The organism is Streptomyces clavifer, from assembly GCF_036345975.1.
Taxonomy (GTDB): Bacteria; Actinomycetota; Actinomycetes; order Streptomycetales; family Streptomycetaceae; genus Streptomyces; species Streptomyces clavifer.
In genome coordinates this window covers 7140683-7159425 of the sequence record NZ_CP107793.1, presented here as the reverse complement: position 1 = coordinate 7159425, position 18743 = coordinate 7140683, and the positions used below count along the sequence as shown (strand labels likewise).

Below are 18743 nucleotides of genomic sequence, written 5' to 3'. Positions count from 1 at the left end.
TAACCGGAGAGCTGCGGCCGTCCGGGCGCGCGGCGGGCTGGAGGGCAACGATGAGCGCGAGCTGGCGAGCGGTCAGGCGCCGTCTGATGACACCGAGCCACAACGAGACCAAGCTGTCGACCCGGGGCTTCCACGAGAAGAGCCCCGAGGCGCGGGAGACGCTCGAAACAGTCGGGGCGACCTTCCTCGACGGGTACGCGTTCGCCGTCGAGGCACGCGACCAGGACGAGGCGCACCAGCGGCTGGAACGGATTCCGGTGCGGTTCCGCGGCTTCGCCTACGAGGGCGCGGCGATGGGACTGGCCATGCTGGACGGACTTCCGATACCCGGCAACGGCCGGATATCGGCCTTCCTGGCGGGCCACGGCGCCCCGCACGGCTACATGGTGCACGTCGGGGTCGGCTGGGCGATGGCCCGGCTGCCCCGCTTCCGGTGGGCGTCCATCGCACCCGCCGACCCACTGCTGCGATGGCTGGCCCTGGACGGATACGGTTTCCACCAGGCCTACTTCCGTACCCAGCGCTATGTGCGCGAGCAGTACCGGGACCCGTCCTTCCCGTGGCCCGGCGACGAGACTCGGCGGTACGCCGGGCACGCCGTCGACCAGGGCATCGGGCGGGCGCTCTGGTTCATCGGCGGCACCGACCCTGCCGTGGTCGCGGACCTGGTGGACAGCTTCGCGGCGGACCGGCGGGCCGATCTCTACAGCGGGGTCGGCCTGGCCGCCTGCTACGCGGGCGGTGCCGGCGAGGCCGAGCTGCTGTACCTGCTCGAACGGGCCGGCCAGTACCGGCCGCAACTCGCCCAGGGCGTGGCCTTCGCCTCGACCACCCGGGTGGAGTCCGGGCTGCTGACACCGCACACCGAAATGGCCGCGCGACTGCTCTGCGGCATGAGCCCGCAGCAGGTCACCGAGGTCTGCTCGCGGGCCCGGCCCGAGCCCGTCGTGGACGGCCGGCTGACGGCGTACGAGGTATGGCGCCGGGAGATCGCCGAGCGCGTCTCCAGCGACGCCCCCGAGGCGCGGGCATGACCGGCGTGGACTCGGTACCGGCCCCGGCCCCGCCGGGCGGCGGCCGGCCGCGTCGGCCACCGGGGCCGTCGCGGGCCGGCACCCCGGTGCTCCTGGCCCGGATGGCCTCCGACCGGCTGGCAGTGATGACCGAGGCGGCGGCCACCTACGGCGACGCGGTACGGCTGCCGCTCGGCCCCAAGACCCTGTACTTCTTCAACCACCCCGACCACATCCGCCGGGTACTGACCGACAACAGCGCCAACTACCACAAGGGCATCGGTCTGGTGCACGCCCGCCGCGCGCTCGGCGACGGCCTGCTGACCAGTGAGGGCCCCCTGTGGCGTGCCCAGCGCAAGGTGATCCAGCCGGCGTTCCAGCCGCGCCGGATCAACCGGCAGATCGGGGCCATCGGCGAGGAGGCGCTGCTGCTGGCCGACCGGCTGAGGCGGTCGGCGGGCGCGGGAGCGGTGGACATCCGGCAGGAGATGACCGGGCTCACCCTCGGGGTGCTCGGCCGCTCGCTGCTGGACGCGGACCTGGGCGCGTACGAGTCCATCGGCGAGGCCTTCGAAATCGTCCAGGACCAGGCCGTCTTCGAGATGATGAGCCTGAGTTCGGTGCCCACCTGGGTACCGCTGCCCCTGCAGCTGAGGTTCCGCAAGGCGCGGGCCGAACTGAACCGCATCGTGGCCGCGCTCGCCCAGGAGCGGGAACAGCACCCGGCTTCCGACGGCACTCGCGACGACGTGCTCTCGCGCCTCATCGACGCGACGGCCGACGAGCGGGATCCGGCGGTCCGGCAGAACCGGATGCGCGACGAGCTGATCACCCTGCTGCTCGCCGGGCACGACACCACCGCCAGCACCCTCAACTGGACGCTGTATCTGCTGGACCGGCACCCCGAAGCGGGCGACCGGGTACGCGCCGAGGTCGACGAGGTGCTGGGCGACCGGCTGCCGACCATCGAGGACTTCCACCGGCTCACGTACACGTCGATGGTGCTCCAGGAGGTGATGCGGCTGTACCCGGCGGTGTGGCTGCTGCCGCGCAGGGCGCTGGCGGCGGACGAGATCGGCGGCTACCGGGTTCCGGCAGGCGCCGATGTGGTGCTGTGCCCCTACACACTGCACCGGCACCCGGACTTCTGGGAGGACCCGGACCGGTTCGACCCGGAACGGTTCGCCAAGGGCCGCTCCGCGGACCGGCACCGGTACAGCTACGTACCGTTCGGTGCGGGACCGCGGGTCTGTGTCGGCAGCAGCCTGGGGATGATGGAGGCCACGGTGGTGCTCGCCGTCCTGCTGCGCCGGCTGCGGCTCTCGGTCCCCCCGGGCCACAAGGTGCGGGCCGAGCCGATGCTGACCCTGCGGGTCAAGGGCGGCCTGCCGATGACCGTGGAGGCGCGGAACTGACGGTGTGCCGGCGAGGACGGATCGGTCACGCCAACGGCCGCCCCGGGCAGCAGTAGCCCGGGGCGGCCGTTCGCGTTCCGGAGTCCGCCGGGGGGTGCGGCGGGCAACACGGGAAGCCCGGCCGGGGCAGCCGGCCGGGCTTCCTGGTCGAACCGGGCTCAGGCGGCGATGCGGCGGAAGGCCCCGCCCAGGAAGAGCAGCGGGTCCTCGCCCGACGCGTTGCCCGCGCCCAGTACCGAGCCCACGAAGATGGTGTGGTCACCCCCGTCGTGGATGGCGCTGAGCCGGCACTCCAGCCATGCCTGGACGTGGCCCAGCACGGGGGCTCCGGTGTGCCGGCCGGGTTCGTGGTCGATGCCGGCGAACTCCGCCGCACCGCGCGGGCGTGAGTGGTCGGCGAAGTGGCGGGCCACCCATTCCTGGTCCCGGCTGAGCACCGAGACCGCGAAAGCCCGCTCGGCCAGCACGAGTTGGTGGATGGCCGCCGACTTCACGACGCACACCAGCACCTGGGCCGGTTCGAGGGAGACGGAGGTGAAGGAGTTGGCGGTCATGCCGCGCGGCGCGTCGCGTCCCGCGGTCAGTACGGTCACCCCGGTGGCGAAACGCCCCAGCACCCCGCGCAGTGCGCGACGGTCGTGGATGTCCGCCTCGGGCGCCTCCGCGGGAAGTGGCGGCAGGTCGAGCGGACCGGGCAGCGGAACAGAGGCGGATGGGACGATGGACATGTGGATCACCCCGCAGTAGTGGTGGGCGTCCGGGAGGACGCCGTACCGGAGACGCTGTAAGGGACCAGGGCGAACCGCAGCGGCTCGGGGACCCTGGTCGGGCGGGTGTCTGTGTTGGGGCCGCGCATGCAGGCGATCCTCTGCTGCCCGCGCGCGACCAGGGTTTCGCTTCCGTCAGGCCCGAGCCGCACGTAGTCGAAGGTGAAGGCGATCTGGGTCTGGGTGAGGTCCAGCAGCTGCATCCGGATGGACAGTTCGTCGAAGGCGGTGATCTCGGCGAAGAACTCGCAGTCCACCTTCAGGGTGAACAGCTTGAGGTCGGCCCGGATGTCGGCGAGCACGTCGGGAGCCCGGTCGCGCAGGAACATCTCCCGGCAGCGGCCCTGCCAGCGGAGGTAGTTGACGTAGTAGACGTTGCCGACGAGGTTGGTCTCCTCGAAGCCGACCAGGTGGCGGTACTCGTAGTAGGCCGGTTGCGTCATCGGGTCCCCTCGGTCAGCACGGTGAACGACACGGGATCGGCGACGCCCTCCAGGGCGGTCGCGAAGGACGTGATGCGGTGTGCGCCGCCGCGGAAGGCCACCCAGCCGGCCGGCAGTCCCGCGTCGCCGTCCAGGCTCAGCGCGGCCACCGCGTAGCCCGCCTTGCGCAGTGTCTCCACCGCGCCCCACACCCGGGTGGCGGCCAGGCTCAGCGCCTCGCCCCGCCCCTCGGCGAGCAGCCGTGCCAGCGCCAGGCCGTCGGCGCCGAGCAGCGCTGCCCACGCGTCGGCCGGCCGCTCGGCGGCCACCTCGACGTCGCAGGTGACGGCCTGGTCGGCGACCACGGCGAAGGTGACGCCCGCCGCGTGCGAGGAGGACACCCGTCGCATGCCGGCCAGTTCGGGCCGTCCGTCGGGCCGGTGGTGCACCTCGGTGGTACGCCCCAGCGCCCAGCTCACCGCCTGGGCGGTGCGCTGCCGGCGCTCGTCCACCGAGGACCCGTCCACCGAGCCTCCGGGCAGCACGACGCACCGCAGCGGGTGGCCGAGCGCCGCTTCGGCGCGCCGTTCCAGGAAGGGGCCGAGCAGGGCCGGCAGCCAGGGTCCGGCTCCGTCCTGCTTGCGCACCGCCCGCAGCAGCAGGCCCTCCCAGCGCTCGACCAGCCGGCCCACCTCGTCGCGGACGTCCAGGTCGTAGAGGTAGCTGTCGCCGTCCCGGGACCGCTCGCGGGCGTCGAGGAACAGCAGTCGGCCGGTGTGCTGCGCCGGCCGGGCCGCGAGATGCAGCCGTGCCACGCTCACCGGCAGCAGCGTGGCGTCGGGCACGCACGCCTGGATGGAGTGCATGAGCGCGTCACGGGTGCCCGGGTCGGCCAGTACCAGTTCGCCCGGGTGGTAGGCGGCGAACCAGTCGGCCCGGGGAGTGTCGTCGATCTCGGCCAGGCAGTGCTTGGCGGCCAGGTCCCGGTAGCCGAGCAGCCGCTGGAAGCGGTCGCCCTGGAAGAGCACCGGCCCGTACAGCTCATCGGGTGCCAGTGGCACCCGTGGCACCTGGTCGGTGACCGGCGCCGGGTCACCGACCGGCTCCGGCACGCCGAAGCGCAGGGTGGCCCGGAAGTGGTCGGCCTGGAAGCCGGTCTCACTGCTGCGCACCACCGCCTCGACGGTGCCGGGTCCGGTGACCAGGGCGGCCACCCGCAGGGTCGTCGTGCCGTTCAGCGGGACCACGATGGGCCGCAGGAACCGCATGTCTTCCAGCACCGGCGTATCCCGGTGGCCGGTCAACGCGGTGGCCACCTGGGTCATGGCCTCCATGCCGAGGACCGCGGGGAAGAGCAGGTCGCCGTCCAGCAGGTGGTCGGCCAGGTAGAGATCGCTGCCGGCGCCGAGTTCGGCGTCCGCGACCAGTTCGATGCCGGGGTAGTGGACCTGGACGCGTTCCAGGAACCGCAGCAGCGGCGGTTCGCGCTGCTCCAGGGTGAGCGTCGGCAGGCCGCCGGCCCGGCCCATCACCACCAGGGCCGGCGGGACACCGGTGTCGGCCAGCAGTCGGCCGAGCAGTTCCACGCCCTGGTCTGCGGGGATCGGCTCGATGCCTTCGCGGACCAGCCCCTCCAGGACGCCCAGCCGCTCCCCCATGCCGGCACCGGACCAGACCGACCACTCCAGTGCCAGGCAGCGGCAGTCCGGGTAGTCCTGCTGGAACTTGACGGTCAGCTCGGTGAGCCAGTCGTTGGCGGTCGCGTAGTCCGCCTCGCCGCGCAGTCCCGCCCGGCCGATGATGCTGCCGAAGGTCACGAAGAGCCGCAGCGACGCCGGGTCGATCGCGGCCAGCACGGCCTCCACACCGTCGATCTTGGTGGCCAGTGTGCGGCGGAACGAGTCCTCGTCCAGGTTGGCGAGTGCCTGCGGCTGGTTGCGGCCCGCACCGTGCAGCAGCCCGGTGACCGGGCCGAGCGCCTTGGTGATCTCGCCGACCGCGGCCTTGACCTGGTCGACGTCGGTGACGTCGGCCCGCGCGTAGTACACCCGGACACCCGCCGCCTCCATCCGGGCCAGGTTGTCCGCGAGCTCGGCGTCCTCGGCGGGGTCGGAGCGGCCCATCAGCCCGATCGCCGCACCGCTCGGCCCGGCCAGCGAGATGGCGCACTCGGCGGTGATGCCCTTGCCGCCGCCGGTGATCAGCAGGACGTCGCCGTCGTCCAGCGCCTGGTGGGTGGAGCCCGTCGCGAGCTCCACCGCCCGCAGCACCGGCTCCCGCCGCACGCCCTCGGAGTCGTAGTGCACCTCGCTGAATCCGGTGGTGGCCAGGACGTCCGCGGTGATCCGGACGCCGATCCGTTGGGCGGCGTCGGCCGTCATGTCCTCGGGCAACGGCAGGGTGACGACGGTGACCGGGATGTCCGGTGCCTCCAGGTGCAGCGTCTTGGCCAGGCCCGCCGCTCCCCTGCGGTCGCCGACGGCGACCAGCCGGGTGCCGGCGGCACGCCGTTCCGGATCGAGTGCGGCTCGGGCGGCGTCGAGCATCAGCCCGACGTGCTCCTGACCGCAGTCGCGGGGCAGGGCGAGCAGGACGCCCGCGCCGGGCCCGGTCGCGCGCAGCTTCTCGGCCAGCGGGCCGGCCAGCGGGTGCCGGTCGGAGGCGAAGACCTCCCAGTCGCCACCGGGCCCGGCGGCGGGGCCGCCGGGCAGCTCGGCCGGTGTCAGATCGACCACGAACGGGCGTACCCAGCTCGCGACGCCGGGGGCGGCGGACGGCTGGTGGTCGTCGGGCGACTGCTCGGCCAGCTCGTCGAGGAGTTCGGCGAGTTGCCCCAGCGTGGAGGTGGCGAACGCGGTGGTGACCATGGGGGCGGAGATGCCCAGCTCCTGGGCGGCCTGGTTCATGATCTGGCCGACGGTGATGGAGCTGAGGTGCAGTTCGTCGAGCGGGTTGGCCGCCGGATCGACCGTTTCGACCGGGAGTTCGGCACGCTCGGCGGCCAGCCGGAGCAGTACCTCCAGGCTGGAGGCGTCCTCCCCGTTGACTGCCGTGGTGGCGGCGGTGGCCGCGAGAGCGGTGAGCTCGGGCAGCGCGGCCGTCATCGACTGCTCCAGCACGAAGTCCTCGCCGTTGGACTCGCAGGGGCTGGCGAAGAACTGGAACTCCTTGTCCAGCGGCAGCGGCCGGGTGAAGCGCCCGGCGAAGAGCCGACTGTGCCGGACCGGCGCGCCCATCGTCCAGGCGGCGGCGACCGTGCCGAGCAGCCCGGTCAGTGACAGGGCGTCCGCCTCGGTGGCGACCGCGGGCACATCCGGCAGGATCTCGGCGGCCAGCGACTTCAGTACGTGGCCCGGTCCGACCTCGATCAGCAGGTCCACCTCGCCGTCCATCTCCTGGAGCGCCTCGGTGAACCGGACCGGTTGCAGTACCTGGCGGGTGAGCAGGTCCACCACGTCGGTGTCGGCGGGCAGCAGCCCGCCGGTGACGGTGGAGACCAGTCCCTCGCCGACCGGGCCGAACCGCTCGGTTTCCAGGTGCTCGGCGAGTCCGGCCGCGGCCGGGGCGACGGCCGGTGAGTGGAAGGCATGAGAGACATTGATCCTCGCCGTGCCGACGCCCTGTCCGGCCGCCCGTGCGCAGACTCGTTCGACCGCCGCGACCGGGCCGGACACCACGGTCTGCCGCGGGCTGTTGTAGCCGGCGATCACCACCGGCTCGCCGGCGGTCAGGGTCTCGGCGAGTTCGGGGGTGGTCGCGAGCGCGGCCATCGTGCCATCGCCGTCGCTGGCCGCGGCCATGATCCGGCCACGGGCGCCGGCCGCGCTCAGCACGGTCGGCTCGTCCATCGCGCCCGCCCAGTGCAGGGCCGTAAGTTCCCCGAGGCTGTGCCCGGTGGCCCGGACCGCCTCGATGCCGAGGATGTCCAGGATGCGCAGGCCCGCGACCGAGGCGGCCACGATCCGGGGCTGGGCGACGTCGGTGGCGACCAGGTCGCCGTCGGTGGGCAGCGAGAGCCGGTCGTACAACTCGTCCACGGCGGCGAACCGGCGGCGCAGCGCGCCTCCGTCGCCCCGCTTTCCGGCGCCCTGGCCGGGGAAGAGGAAGGCGATCCGGGGGGCCGATCCGGCGCCGCCCAGGAAGACGCCCCCCTGGGTGTCCAGCAGCGAGCGGGCCCCGGCGGCCAGTTGTCCGGCCAGCTCGGTGAGCCGCTCGGTGGCCTGTTCGGGCGAAGCGACGAGCACCGCGGCGCGCAACGGCCGGCCGTCGAGCTCGCCCTGCAACGTGGCTGCCAGGTCACCGAGTTCGGCGTACGACAGCTGGGCGCAGAACTCCGCGAGGCGGGTCGCCTTCTCCCGCAGTTCCTCCGGGTCGGCGCCGTCCAGCAGGAACAGCTCGGCGTCCTGCCGGGAGGCGACCAGTTTGCGGGTGACGCTCGGCACGGCGCTGCGCCGCAAGCCGTCGGCGTGCTCGACCACGACGTGGGCGTTGATGCCGCCGAAGCCCATGGAGGAGACCCCGGCCCGGATGGGCATGTCCTCGGGCCACAGCTCGGCACGGTCCGGGACCCGCAGCGCGGGCTCGGGGCCGAGGAGTTCGGGGTGCGGGTCGACGTGGCTGGTGGCGGGCGGGATCACCTGGTGGCGGACCGCGAGGATCGCCTTGAGGAGCCCGGCGACCCCGGCCGCCGCCTTGGTGTGGCCGAAGTTGCCCTTGACGGTACTCAGGGCTGCCGGGGCGAGAGCCCCGGAGGCGCGGCGGGCCTCGGAGAAGGCGCGCAGCTCGGTGGCGTCACCGACGGCCGTTCCGGTGCCGTGGCCCTCCAGGAGGCCGATGGTCTCCATGCCGAAGCCGGCCGTGCGGTAGGCGCGTCGTAGGGCGAGCCGGTGGCCGCTGGCCTCGGGCCGGGTGATGCCGCCCTTCCCGTCGGAGGAGTAGCCCCAGCCGGCGATGGTGGCGTAGCGGAACCGGCCCTGCGCGCGGGCGTCCTCGTCCCGCATCAGGACCAGCATGCCGCAGCCCTCGCCGGGCCAGAAGCCGTTGGCGCCCTTGTCGTAGACCCGCATCTCGCCGGTGGCCAGCGCGCCGGTCTTGGCGAAGCCGATCACTTCGAAGGGGTCGATGCTCAGGTCCACACCGCCGGCCACCGCCACGTCCATCGTGCCGCGGGCCAGCGCGTCGCACGCGGTGGAGACCGACAGCAGGGAGGACGAGCACGCGCCGTCGACGGTGAAACCGCCGCCCTTGAAGTCGAAGTGGTTGCAGATGCGGCCGGCGATGGTGTTGGCGAGGCCGCCGGCCAGGGTGTCCTCGCCGATGGGCGGGAAGGCGCTCTTGTAGCGCTGTTCGAGACTGTCGAGGAAGGCGGTGAGCGCCTCGTCGTCCCAGCCCTGCTCGCGCAGCGCGGCGCCGACGGTGCGGCGGACGTACGGCCAGCGCAGCCGCATCAGATTGGCCCGGCTGAACTCCCCGGTGAGGGTGTTGCCGATGATGACGCCGGTGTTGACGTCCGCCAGCCCCTCGCCGAACGGGAAGCCGGCGTCCTCCAGGGCGCGGGCCGCGGTGTCCAGGGCGAGCCAGTGGGTCATGTCGGTGGAGCGGAAGGTGCTGCCCGCCACCCGGTAGCGGACCCGGTCGAACTCGAATCCCTCGATCACCGCTGCCTTGGCGCTGTAGAAGCGGTCGGGCGCGGCGGGATCGGGTGAGTAGTAGTCCTCGGCACGCATCCGCTGGTCGGGCAGTTTACGGAAGGCACGGCGGCCCGCCAGTACGTTCTGCCAGAGCTGTTCGGGGTTCTCGGCGTCGGGGTAGCGGCAGGCGATGCCGACCACCGCGATGCGGCCCGAGGGTGCCCGCTCGTCGTCCTCGGCCGTGGTCACGGGCCTCGGTTCGCTTACGGTCATGCCGCCACCGCCTCGTTGCCGGCCAGGCGCTGTGGCTCGGCGGGCTGCGCCACCGTTCCGCTCGTCGCGCCGTTGCCCCGGCGCCGTTGCAGGCCGTGGGCGACCCACCAGCCGATACCGCGGACGGCACACACGATCGTGGTGGCGAAGAAGAGGGTGTACACGACGTTGAAGACCATCAGCAGCCCGTAGACCATGGCGACCGAGGAGCCGAACATGAACTGGTTGCGGGCCTTCGAGGGGGTGGTTCCGGGGTCGGTGATCATGTAGTTGGTGAAGAGCACGAAGGCGACACCGCTCATCGGCCCGAGCGCGGACCAGATCGCCACGTCCCATATGAAGTGGCGCAGCACCGCTTGGATGACGAAGGCGCCGAGCCAGCCGACGATCAGCGGGATCCGTTTGGTCAGCATGGCGTTGATGACCGTGCCGGCGGTGGCGATGACCAGCGGGATGCCGACCCGGAAGAACGTGTTCGCGTTCTCGGTGAACTCGTACGGCGGGGCGATGCTGATCCAGGAGCCGAACAGGAGCAGCGAGACGGTGATGCCGAAGTTGGACGGGTTCATGTAGTGCCGCATGCGGCCGTTGATCGGTGCCTGGAGGACGTGTTTGCCGGCCACGCCGATGAAGACACCGAGCAGGATGGGCAGCAGCAGGTCGTTGGCGTAGAGCAACATGTTCACCGCGAGCGCGGTGATGTGGGCGGGCAGCAGGAACTCGTACACCCTGCGGAACCCGCCGCCCAGGAAGCGGGCCCGGCGCTTCTGGGCCCAGGCGCTGATCACCTCCAGCACCATCTCGACCGCGTAGGCGAACGGCGCGCAGATGATCGGCCACAGCCAGGGCTGCTCGAAGCCGAGCAGGGTGTAGCCCAGGATGTTGAACACGCTCATGGAGATGGCGAAGTTGCGCAGTGCCAGGTAGCGGGGATCCCGGTTGGGTTTCCTCTTCCCGGCGTGGGGCTGGGCGGCGTGCGGAGCCGCCTTGACAGTCTGGGAACGGTTGTCGGTCATCGGCTCGTCACCTCCTGGATGTCGTCGGTCAGCATGAGGGTGTGGCTGCCCGCGGAGAGCTGCTGGGTCTTGGTGTGCAGGCCGCCCCCGCTGTCGCGCCAGGTGAAGTGCGCTTCCACCGGGCCGGTGTAGGTGCCGAGGCCGAAGCGCACGTCGAAGCTACGGAAGCCTCCGTGCCCGCCGCCGCCGTCGAGCTGGGCGATCTGCCGCCCCTGCGGCGTGGTGATGCTCACCGTGGTGCCGTACGCGGGCGAGCCGGTCGCGGCCAGCCCCTCTCCAGCGGTGGAGTCCGGCGCGGGCCGGTACAGCCGCAGTGTCAGGTCGTTGCCCAGCTTCGGGGCCTGGTTGGCATAGAACGCCGGAGGGCCCCACTGGCGGGCTATCGCGAAGTCCAGCGCGCCGCTGCCAGTGGTGTCGGCGGTGGCGATCCCACGGGTCGGGATCGGGACGTCGAGGCCGAGCTGCTTGCTCACGTTCGCGTACTTGCCGCTGCTGGTCCGGGCGTAGAACGCCATCACCTCGTCGCCGGCCAGGTCGTCACCGGGGCCGACGTGCGGCCACATCGCGGGGTTGGAGAGCAGGTTGTCGTTGGTCATGGCCAATTCCTGGAGCCACGGCCAGCGGTCGATGTCGCCCTTGACGAAGCCGTCGGCCTGCAGGATGTTCTGCTGGCCGTTGTTGAGGAAGTCGCCCATCTTGGCGTCCCAGCCCCAGCCGGTCCAGGCGACGCCGTTCTTCTGCGCCTCCTGCTTGAACGGGGCGATGCCGTCCTGCAGTTTGGCCTTCGCGGCGGCCGGGCTGTCGGCCTGGTTGACCCAGAGGAAGTTGCTCTCCTCCAGGCCCCAGGCGACGGTGATGTTGCTGACCATCATGTCGAAGCTGCCGTTGCTGTCGACGTCACCGAAGTCGACCCCCATGCCCTTGAAGGAGCCGTCGCCGAGCACGAACGACTTCGGGGTCGTCGGGGTGCGCTCGCCCTTGGCCTCCGTGAAGCGGATGTTGCCGGGGGTGGAGCGGTTGTGCAGCAGGTGCCCGTGGCCGAAGTCGTTGGCGATGTAGACGTCGGGCAGTCCGGAGCCGGTCAGGTCGGCGCCGGAGATGGCCAGCGTCCAGCCGGTGGAGTTGTCGTACGGGATGGCGTCCTTGTCCTCGACGAAGGAGACGTCCGGGTTGGTGCCGGCCGAGCCCTTGTACCAGCGCAGCACGCGGTTACCGCCTGCGTTCTTCGCGCTGGACAGCGAGTCGTTCATCTCGACGTTGTTGAGGCCGTTCGGGTCGAGCACGTCGGAGTCCGGGAAGTAGTTCCCGACGATCATCGACGGGTGGCCGCTGCCGTCGAGGTCGGCGACGTAGACGGCGTCGGTGTTCCACCGCGGCCCGTGGTACTTGCCGTCGAGACTCTGCGAGGCGACGACCTCGCGCGGGACGTACGCGGACGCGGACGGGGTCTTGGCGTCGGACTTCGCCAGGAACAGCACCGGAGTGCGTCCCCAGTAGGTGACCAGGAAGTCGTTGCGGCTGTCGCCGTTGAAGTCGCCGGGGGTGCAGCCGGTGGGTGCCATGGCGTCGTCCATCGGCAGCGGCTTGCCGTCCAGCACGAACGGGGTGAACCGGTCGGCGGTACGAGCGGTCGGGGTGTAGGTGACCACGACCGAGTCGGTACGGGTGTCGACGATGCACATGCCGTTGGCGAGTCCGTTGCCGGTGACATCGTTGACCGCGATGCTGGCGCCGACCGAGGAGATCCAGGCGCGGATCTTCTCGTAGGCAGGGTTCACCTCACGGATCGTCTTCTTCGGCTGCGATTCGTATCCGGGCGGCATCGCGATCGGCATTTCCTTGAACTTGTACGCCGCAGCAGCCTCGTCACCGCCCGCGACGGACACCGATGTGCGGACGACGAAGAACAGCGAGGTCGTCACCAATATCGTGACCACCCCTGGTATGAGCCTGCGGAATCGCTGTCGGTACGACATCCCAATTCCCTCCCGTGAACGAGAAATGAACGACTGGCCGAGGTCATTGCGAACGTAATTCCGAAATTACTGTCGCAGTACCTGGCACTTGAGGATCTACCACCCCGGCAAGGGCTGCTTCTCTGACGTTGCCACGGTTCGAAGGGAGCACTCGCCTTCAGTACGGGGAATATCCACGGCCCTGGTCATTGAGCAGTCTCGGAGAAGACCGGATGCGGGCGGCCTGTAAAACTCGGGTGAGATCGGACCCTGTCGAATCACAGTCTGGCGAGGTTTAAATCCATGACGCACACGTATGACGCGATCATCGTCGGGTCGGGCTCCGCGGGTGCGGCGCTCGCGGCCCGGCTGAGCGAGGACCCGGCCCGTTCGGTGCTCCTCATCGAAGCGGGCCCGGACTTTCCCGATCCGGCCGACATCCCGCACGACATCATCAACGGCAACGCCATGTCGATGAGCAAGCACGACTGGCACTACCGCGCGGAGATCATGGACGGCCGGCGCATCCTCTTCCCCCGAGGAAAGATCACCGGCGGCTCGTCCGCGGTCGGTGCCACCATCGCGCTGCGGGGTGTGCCCGAGAACTACGACAAGTGGGCGGCGGCGGGCAACCCGGCGTGGGCGTACGAGCAGGTGCTGCCGTACTTCCGCCGGCTGGAGGACGACCTGAACTTCGAGGGCCGCTACCACGGCAAGGGCGGCCCGGTGCCGATCCGCAGGTTCCAGCCGGACGAGATGACCACCATGCAGCGCGCCTTCACCGAGGCGAGCCTGGCGGCCGGATTCCCCGAGGTCTCCGACCACAACCACCCCGAGGCGACCGGTATCGGCCCGATCCCGTCCAACCGGCGCGACCCCCGCTTCCGGGTCTCGACGGCGATGGCGTACCTGACGGGCGAGGTACGGGCACGGGAGAACCTGGCCATCCGCAGCGGGACGCTGGTGCACGAGGTGCTCTTCGAGGGCGACCGCGCGGTCGGCGTCCTCGTCTCGGCCGGTGCCGGCCAGCCGGAGGAACTGCGGGCGCACAAGGTCGTTCTGTCGGCCGGCGCGGTCAACACCCCGACGCTGCTGATGCGTTCGGGAATCGGCCCGGCCGACGACCTGACCAGGCTCGGGATCGACGTCCGGCTGGACCGGCCCGGGGTCGGCGCCCACCTGATGGACCACCCGCGGACCGGCGTGTTCATGCGGCCCAAGGAGGGGGCCCTGGACGAGAACGTGCCGTTCCTGCAGTCCATGGTGCGGACCACGGCCAAGGGGTCCACTGACTTCAACGACATGCAGTACTACATGGTCAACCACTTCGACCTGGAGCTCTTCCCCGAGCTCCAGATGCTGGCCGGCGCTTCGATGATCTTCGGCGTGATGGTGGTGGACCAGCAGCCGGAGTCGGTCGGCCGGCTGCGGCTGGCCTCGGCCGACCCGGCGGCGGGGCCGGACATCCAGCTCGACTTCCTCTCCACCGAACGGGACCTGGAGAAGATGGTCCAGGGCGTCCGGACCTGCTGGGAGCTGGCCAACCACCCGGGGATCGCGTCGCGGGGCGACGGCTTCATCGTGCTGAACGACAAGCTCATCGAGAAGGACGCGATGGTCGAGCAGTACGTGAAGGTGAGCCTGGACAGCGGCTACCACCCAGTGGGCACGGCCCGCATGGGCACCGCCGACGACGCGGGCGCCGTGGTGGACGAACAGCTGCGGGTGCACGGGGTGGAGAACCTGTACGTGGCCGACGCCTCGGTGATGCCGAGCATCGTCAACTGCAACACCAACCTCACCTCGATCATGATCGGTGAGCGGCTGGCGGACTGGCTGCGCGCCGAGTGAACTGAACCCGCCCGGCCTTCCCAGACGGCCGTTCCGGCGCCTGCCGCGCCGGAACGGCCGTCCGTGTGTCCAGGTCCAGGACCCGCCGGCGGGCGCACGCAGGGCAATTTGAAAGACGAGACGCCGTCACCATTCCTGCCACCATGAGAGAAAACAACGCCGCAATTACCCGCTACACCAGACCGGATATATTCCCGTTTTTCTGAATTGGTTCGCGGGGCGGCTCCCACAATCGGAAGAAAAGGCGATCATCCATGACCGATCCGAATGTGCTGAGCACGGTCCGCGTCCCCCTGGTGGGGGAGGACGAAGCCCAGGGCAGAACCGCGGAGCTGTACGAGGCGATCAAGTCCCGGATGGGCATTCCCTTCGTGCCGGACATGTTCCGCCTGGTGTCCAGCCGGCCCGACCTGCTGGAGGTCGTGATCGCCGGCTACGGCGGCGTGTTCAACGACGGCGTGCTGCCGCGTGCGACCCGCGAGATGATCTCCGCCTGGAGCTCCAAGGTCAACGGCTGCCCGTACTGCGTGGGCACCCACAACTGGTTCCTGGCCCAGTTCGGCGGCGACCAGAAACTCACCGACGCGATCGCCGACTCCGCCTCGGTGGAGGACCTGCCGATCGACGAGCGCACCAAGGAACTCATGCGCCTGGTCACCCAGATCTGCACGGGTGCGTTCCGGGTCACCGACGAGGACTGGGCCAGGACCGAGGCCGCGGGCTGGACCAACGCGGAGATGCTGGAGGCGGTGTTCACCGCTTCACTGTTCGCCTTCATCAACCGCCTGGTGGACGGCCTGGGCCTGGGCGACTCGGTGGCCCGCAGCCGGATCGCCTCGCAGCCGGAGGACGCCACGGTGTCCGAGCAGCGGCTGGCAGAACCCCGATGAGCAGCCCCTCGCGTGCGATCCTGCTGACCGGGGCGTCGTCGAGCACCGGCATGTCCTCCGGCACCGGTAAGGCCGTGGCACTGCGGCTGCACCGGGCCGGCTGGCCGGTCTACGCGACCGCGCGACGGCCCGAGGCACTGGCCGAGCTGGAGGCCGAGGGCATCCGGGTCCTCCAACTGGACGTCAACGACGAGGACTCGATGACGGCCGTCGTCGACAAGATCACCGCCGAGCACGGCTCGGTCGGCACTCTGATCAACAACGCCGCCTACAGCCTCAACGGCACCATCGGCGAGACGCCGATGGACGAGGTGCGCAGCCAGTTCGAAACGAACCTCTTCGGACTGTGCCGGCTCACCCAGCTCGTGCTGCCCGGCATGCGGGCGCAGGGCAGCGGCCGGGTGATCATGATGTCGTCCATCTTCGGTCAGTTCGCCACCCCGGGCCGCGGCTACTACCAGGCCACCAAGCACGCGTTGGAGGCCATCAGCGATTCGCTGCGCCTGGAGGTGGACACGTTCGGCATCAAGGTGGTGCTGGTCGAGCCGTCGCCGGTGCTCGGCGGGTTCGTACCGATGTCGGTCGCCGACCTCGGGATGTCCGGGCAGGAACGTGGCGGTCTGTACGACGACTTCTGGCGGTACTTCGTCGACTGGCACGGCGCCTACCGGGAGACGGAGAAGCCGAGCGGCCGCGGCCGGATGGCGGTGCGCGCCGAGACCGTGGCGAAGGTCATCGAGAAGGCGGTGACCAGCGACAACCCGCGGATCAGGTACCGGATCGGGATGCCGTCCCGGCTGCTGCCGCGGATGCGGTGGACCATCGGGGACAGGATGTTCGAACGCTTCGTCCGGGCGTTCTTTCCCGTCCCCTAGGCGTGCCGTCACCGTGGCTCCGCCCGGGCCCGCCGAAGGTGGCGGCCGGGCGGGGCGCGGCTGCGAGCCCGGCGGCAGGCCGTGCCGGCACATCGTTCGGGACCGGCCGTCAGACCGCAAGAATGAAGAAGGAGGAACCCCGCATCGGTGTGACGATTGACTGACTCACCGAAAGACATCCGCCGAGGAGCTGAGGGAAGTGCCACCGATGTATGAAGGCCACGCGGGGCCACCGCGGCGCGACGTCACCGGTCCGGATCCCGGAGCGGACGCATGAAGGACCCGAGACTGCTCATCCAGTCGCCGCTCAGGAGGCTGTCCCTGCTCCAGGTCCGGCACATCGCGACCGTGCCGTTCGATGAGGCGACCGGCGACACCGGCCGGGTCTACCGGGAGCTCGAACAGGACTTCGGGGTGCTGGCTCCGCCCGTAGCCCTGCACGCCCCGGTGCCGGCACTGCTCGCGGCCTCCTGGATGACACTGCGCGAGACGATGCTGGTCGACGGGCTGGTACCGCGGGCCGCGAAGGAAGCGGTGGCCGCCGCCGTGTCCCGGGGCAACCAGTGCCCCTTCTGCATCACCATGCACTCCACGATGCACAACTCCCTGACTGCCCGGCCCACTTCGTCCGGGCGGGGCGCGAAGGCAGGACCGAACGGCGGCGCGGGGACGGCGCCGGGCCAGTTGACGGCGTGGATCGACTCGGCGGGCAGGCCTCCGTTCGCACCCGAGCTGATGCCGGAGCTGGCCGGGACCGCGTTCTGCCTCCAGTACCTCAACCGGATGGTCAACGTCTTCCTGGGCGCGCAACCGCTGCCGCCGCACGCCCCGGACCGGGCGGTGGGCCCCGTGCTGCGGGTGCTGACCGGCCTGATGCGCAGCTCCGTCCGGGCCAGGCCCCGAGCGGGTACGTCGCTGTCGCTACTGCCCGACGCACCGCTGCCCGAGGACCTGGGCTGGGCGGCGGCCGATCCGCGGATCGCCGCGGCGCTGGCCCGCAGTACGGCGGCCGTCGAGCTGACAGCGGCCGAACTGGTGCCGGAGCCGGTCCGGGACCTGGTGGCCGCCGAACTGGCCCGCTGGGACGGCGGCGACCCCGGCCTCGGCCGGGCCTGGCTGGACGCACCGCTGCGGGAACTGCCGCCGGCCGACCGACCGGCGGGCAACCTCGCACTGCTCACCGCCCTGGCTTCCTACCGGGTGGACGACAAGGTCATCGCGGCCTTCCGGCAGAACGGCGGGGGTGACCGGGAGATCCTCGCGGTCACGTCGTGGGCCGCCCAGCGGGCGGCCCAGCGGCGCAGCGGACAACTGCTCCGCGACAACTGAATACCCAGCTCCCCTCGGGTCGGCAGCTGTTGTTCCGCCCACCGCCTTGCGGTGGTGCTCCGATACAGGGTCCGTGCGCCCTGAATTCTCCAGGTGTTGATACCCGATGCAGCTCAGCGGGATCCAGCACTTTCATGTCGTCGCCCGAAAGCGGGTTCCCTTTCCCGCCGACCTGCGGTCGTCAGGCGCTGGCCTGCACGTCCGGTCAGGACGTACTCGCTTCATCAGCACGCTCGGAGAAACACCGCGCAAATCTTTGCGGTACACATTATCGCACCGACAGAGCGTCAGTTCTGAGATGTCGCTCGGCCATTTCCGTCAGGACGCATTCGATTCATCGACAAGCTTGGAGCATTGCCATGCAGGTCGCCGTTGAGCGCGCGATAGCGACGATGTGGGAGCGATACGAGGAACCACTCTCGCTCGACGAGATCGCCAACACCGCGATTCTCAGCAAATTCTACTTTTCCCGGGTGTTCCGCAATCTCACCGGCACCTCTCCGGGCCGATTCCTTTCCGTGGTCCGGTTGCACCAGGCGAAGAGCCTGTTACTGGAAACCAATCTCAGCGTCACCGAGATCTCCTACCGGGTCGGTTACAACAGTCTCGGCACCTTCACCAGTCGTTTCACCCGCAGCGTGAGCCACTCCCCGGCCCGCTACCGGGCGCTGGCCCGTGCCGGACTGCTCGCGCCGAGCGGCGGGGCCGCCACGGGGCCGCAACAGCTCCTCGACGGTTGCCGGCCCGCCAGTCAGCTCGAAGGCACCATTCGTCTCCCCACCGCACAGCCGGTACGGATCTACGTCGGTGCGTTCCGTGAGTCCATCGTGCAGGGCCGCCCGACCGCCTGCGCGATCCTGGACGGGCCCGGTTCGTTCTCGCTGCGCCTGCCGGAGGGCGCCTGGTACATCCGGGCGGCCGTACTCGCCATGGAGGACCCGCCCTCGCCGCTCGGTCAGCGGCGCCCGCTGCTGGTGGCCTCGAGCCAGGTACTGAACGTACGACGGGACCAGGTCACCCGGGTCAACCTGATCGGGCGTCCGCTGACCCCCCTGGACCTGCCGATCCTGCTGGCGCTGCCGGAGCTGGACTTCTCGGGTCTGCCGAAGGCCGGCGCTGCTCCCTTCGAGCTGCCCGCCATCACCGGCACCTGAGACCGTGGGCGCGAAGGAGAACGCCCGGCCCGTCGTGCGACGGGCCGGGCGTTCTCCAGCGGTGCGGCCCGTCCGTGCGCCGGGCCCGCCCTTGGCACCGGCCCGGCCGGTGCGGCCCGGACAGTCCTGCCGCGGCTCTCGCGGGGCCCGGTG

General features: G+C 70.7%; 12 protein-coding genes. 7 read left to right on the top strand and 5 right to left on the bottom strand.

Annotation, left to right across the window (positions count from 1 at the left end; all coding sequences use genetic code 11):
- Nucleotides 1–50 precede the first annotated feature (50 nt).
- Nucleotides 51–1034, top strand: coding sequence for a DUF1702 family protein (locus OG927_RS31020; protein ID WP_056799854.1), 984 nt, complete (start codon nt 51–53; stop codon nt 1032–1034).
- Entirely contained in the window at nt 1031–2428 is a 1398-nt protein-coding gene (locus OG927_RS31015) for a cytochrome P450 (RefSeq protein ID WP_056799858.1), read from the top strand. Before OG927_RS31020 ends, OG927_RS31015 begins: the two co-directional genes overlap by 4 nt.
- A 158-nt stretch (nt 2429–2586) precedes the next feature.
- On the opposite strand, the gene OG927_RS31010 is transcribed toward OG927_RS31015, so the two are convergent.
- From OG927_RS31010 to OG927_RS30990, 5 genes are read right to left on the bottom strand one after another with little or no spacing between them, the layout of a single operon-like run.
- Nucleotides 2587–3156: a flavin reductase family protein gene (locus OG927_RS31010; RefSeq protein ID WP_245377952.1), complete on the bottom strand. Its 570-nt coding sequence runs from the start codon at nt 3154–3156 to the stop codon at nt 2587–2589.
- A gap of 5 nt (nt 3157–3161) precedes the next feature.
- A complete protein-coding gene (locus OG927_RS31005) occupies nt 3162–3638 on the bottom strand; it encodes an acyl-CoA thioesterase (protein ID WP_056799862.1) in 477 nt (158 codons plus the stop codon).
- Nucleotides 3635–9520: a type I polyketide synthase gene (locus tag OG927_RS31000; RefSeq protein ID WP_319103454.1), complete on the bottom strand. Its 5886-nt coding sequence runs from the start codon at nt 9518–9520 to the stop codon at nt 3635–3637. Before OG927_RS31000 ends, OG927_RS31005 begins: the two co-directional genes overlap by 4 nt.
- Nucleotides 9517–10536, bottom strand: coding sequence for a hypothetical protein (locus OG927_RS30995; protein WP_056799865.1), 1020 nt, complete (start codon nt 10534–10536; stop codon nt 9517–9519). Before OG927_RS30995 ends, OG927_RS31000 begins: the two co-directional genes overlap by 4 nt.
- On the bottom strand, nt 10533–12473 hold the full coding sequence (locus OG927_RS30990; RefSeq protein ID WP_241191663.1) for an ASPIC/UnbV domain-containing protein: 1941 nt from the start codon (nt 12471–12473) through the stop codon (nt 10533–10535). Before OG927_RS30990 ends, OG927_RS30995 begins: the two co-directional genes overlap by 4 nt.
- Before the next feature lie 321 nt (nt 12474–12794).
- On the opposite strand from OG927_RS30990, the gene OG927_RS30985 reads away from it, so the two are divergent.
- The 5 genes from OG927_RS30985 (at nt 12795) to OG927_RS30965 (ending at nt 18590) form a co-directional block, all read left to right on the top strand.
- A complete protein-coding gene (locus OG927_RS30985) occupies nt 12795–14342 on the top strand; it encodes a GMC family oxidoreductase (RefSeq protein WP_330321157.1) in 1548 nt (515 codons plus the stop codon).
- A 254-nt stretch (nt 14343–14596) separates the two neighbouring features.
- Nucleotides 14597–15232 (top strand): carboxymuconolactone decarboxylase family protein, encoded by a 636-nt coding sequence (locus OG927_RS30980; protein ID WP_056799877.1) that lies wholly within the window; start codon nt 14597–14599, stop codon nt 15230–15232.
- On the top strand, nt 15229–16107 hold the full coding sequence (locus tag OG927_RS30975) for an SDR family NAD(P)-dependent oxidoreductase (protein ID WP_056799880.1): 879 nt from the start codon (nt 15229–15231) through the stop codon (nt 16105–16107). Before OG927_RS30980 ends, OG927_RS30975 begins: the two co-directional genes overlap by 4 nt.
- Nucleotides 16108–16380: 273 nt before the next feature.
- Entirely contained in the window at nt 16381–17436 is a 1056-nt protein-coding gene (locus OG927_RS30970; protein WP_056799883.1) for a carboxymuconolactone decarboxylase family protein, read from the top strand.
- A gap of 359 nt (nt 17437–17795) precedes the next feature.
- On the top strand, nt 17796–18590 hold the full coding sequence (locus tag OG927_RS30965; protein WP_056799887.1) for a helix-turn-helix transcriptional regulator: 795 nt from the start codon (nt 17796–17798) through the stop codon (nt 18588–18590).
- Nucleotides 18591–18743 lie beyond the last annotated feature (153 nt).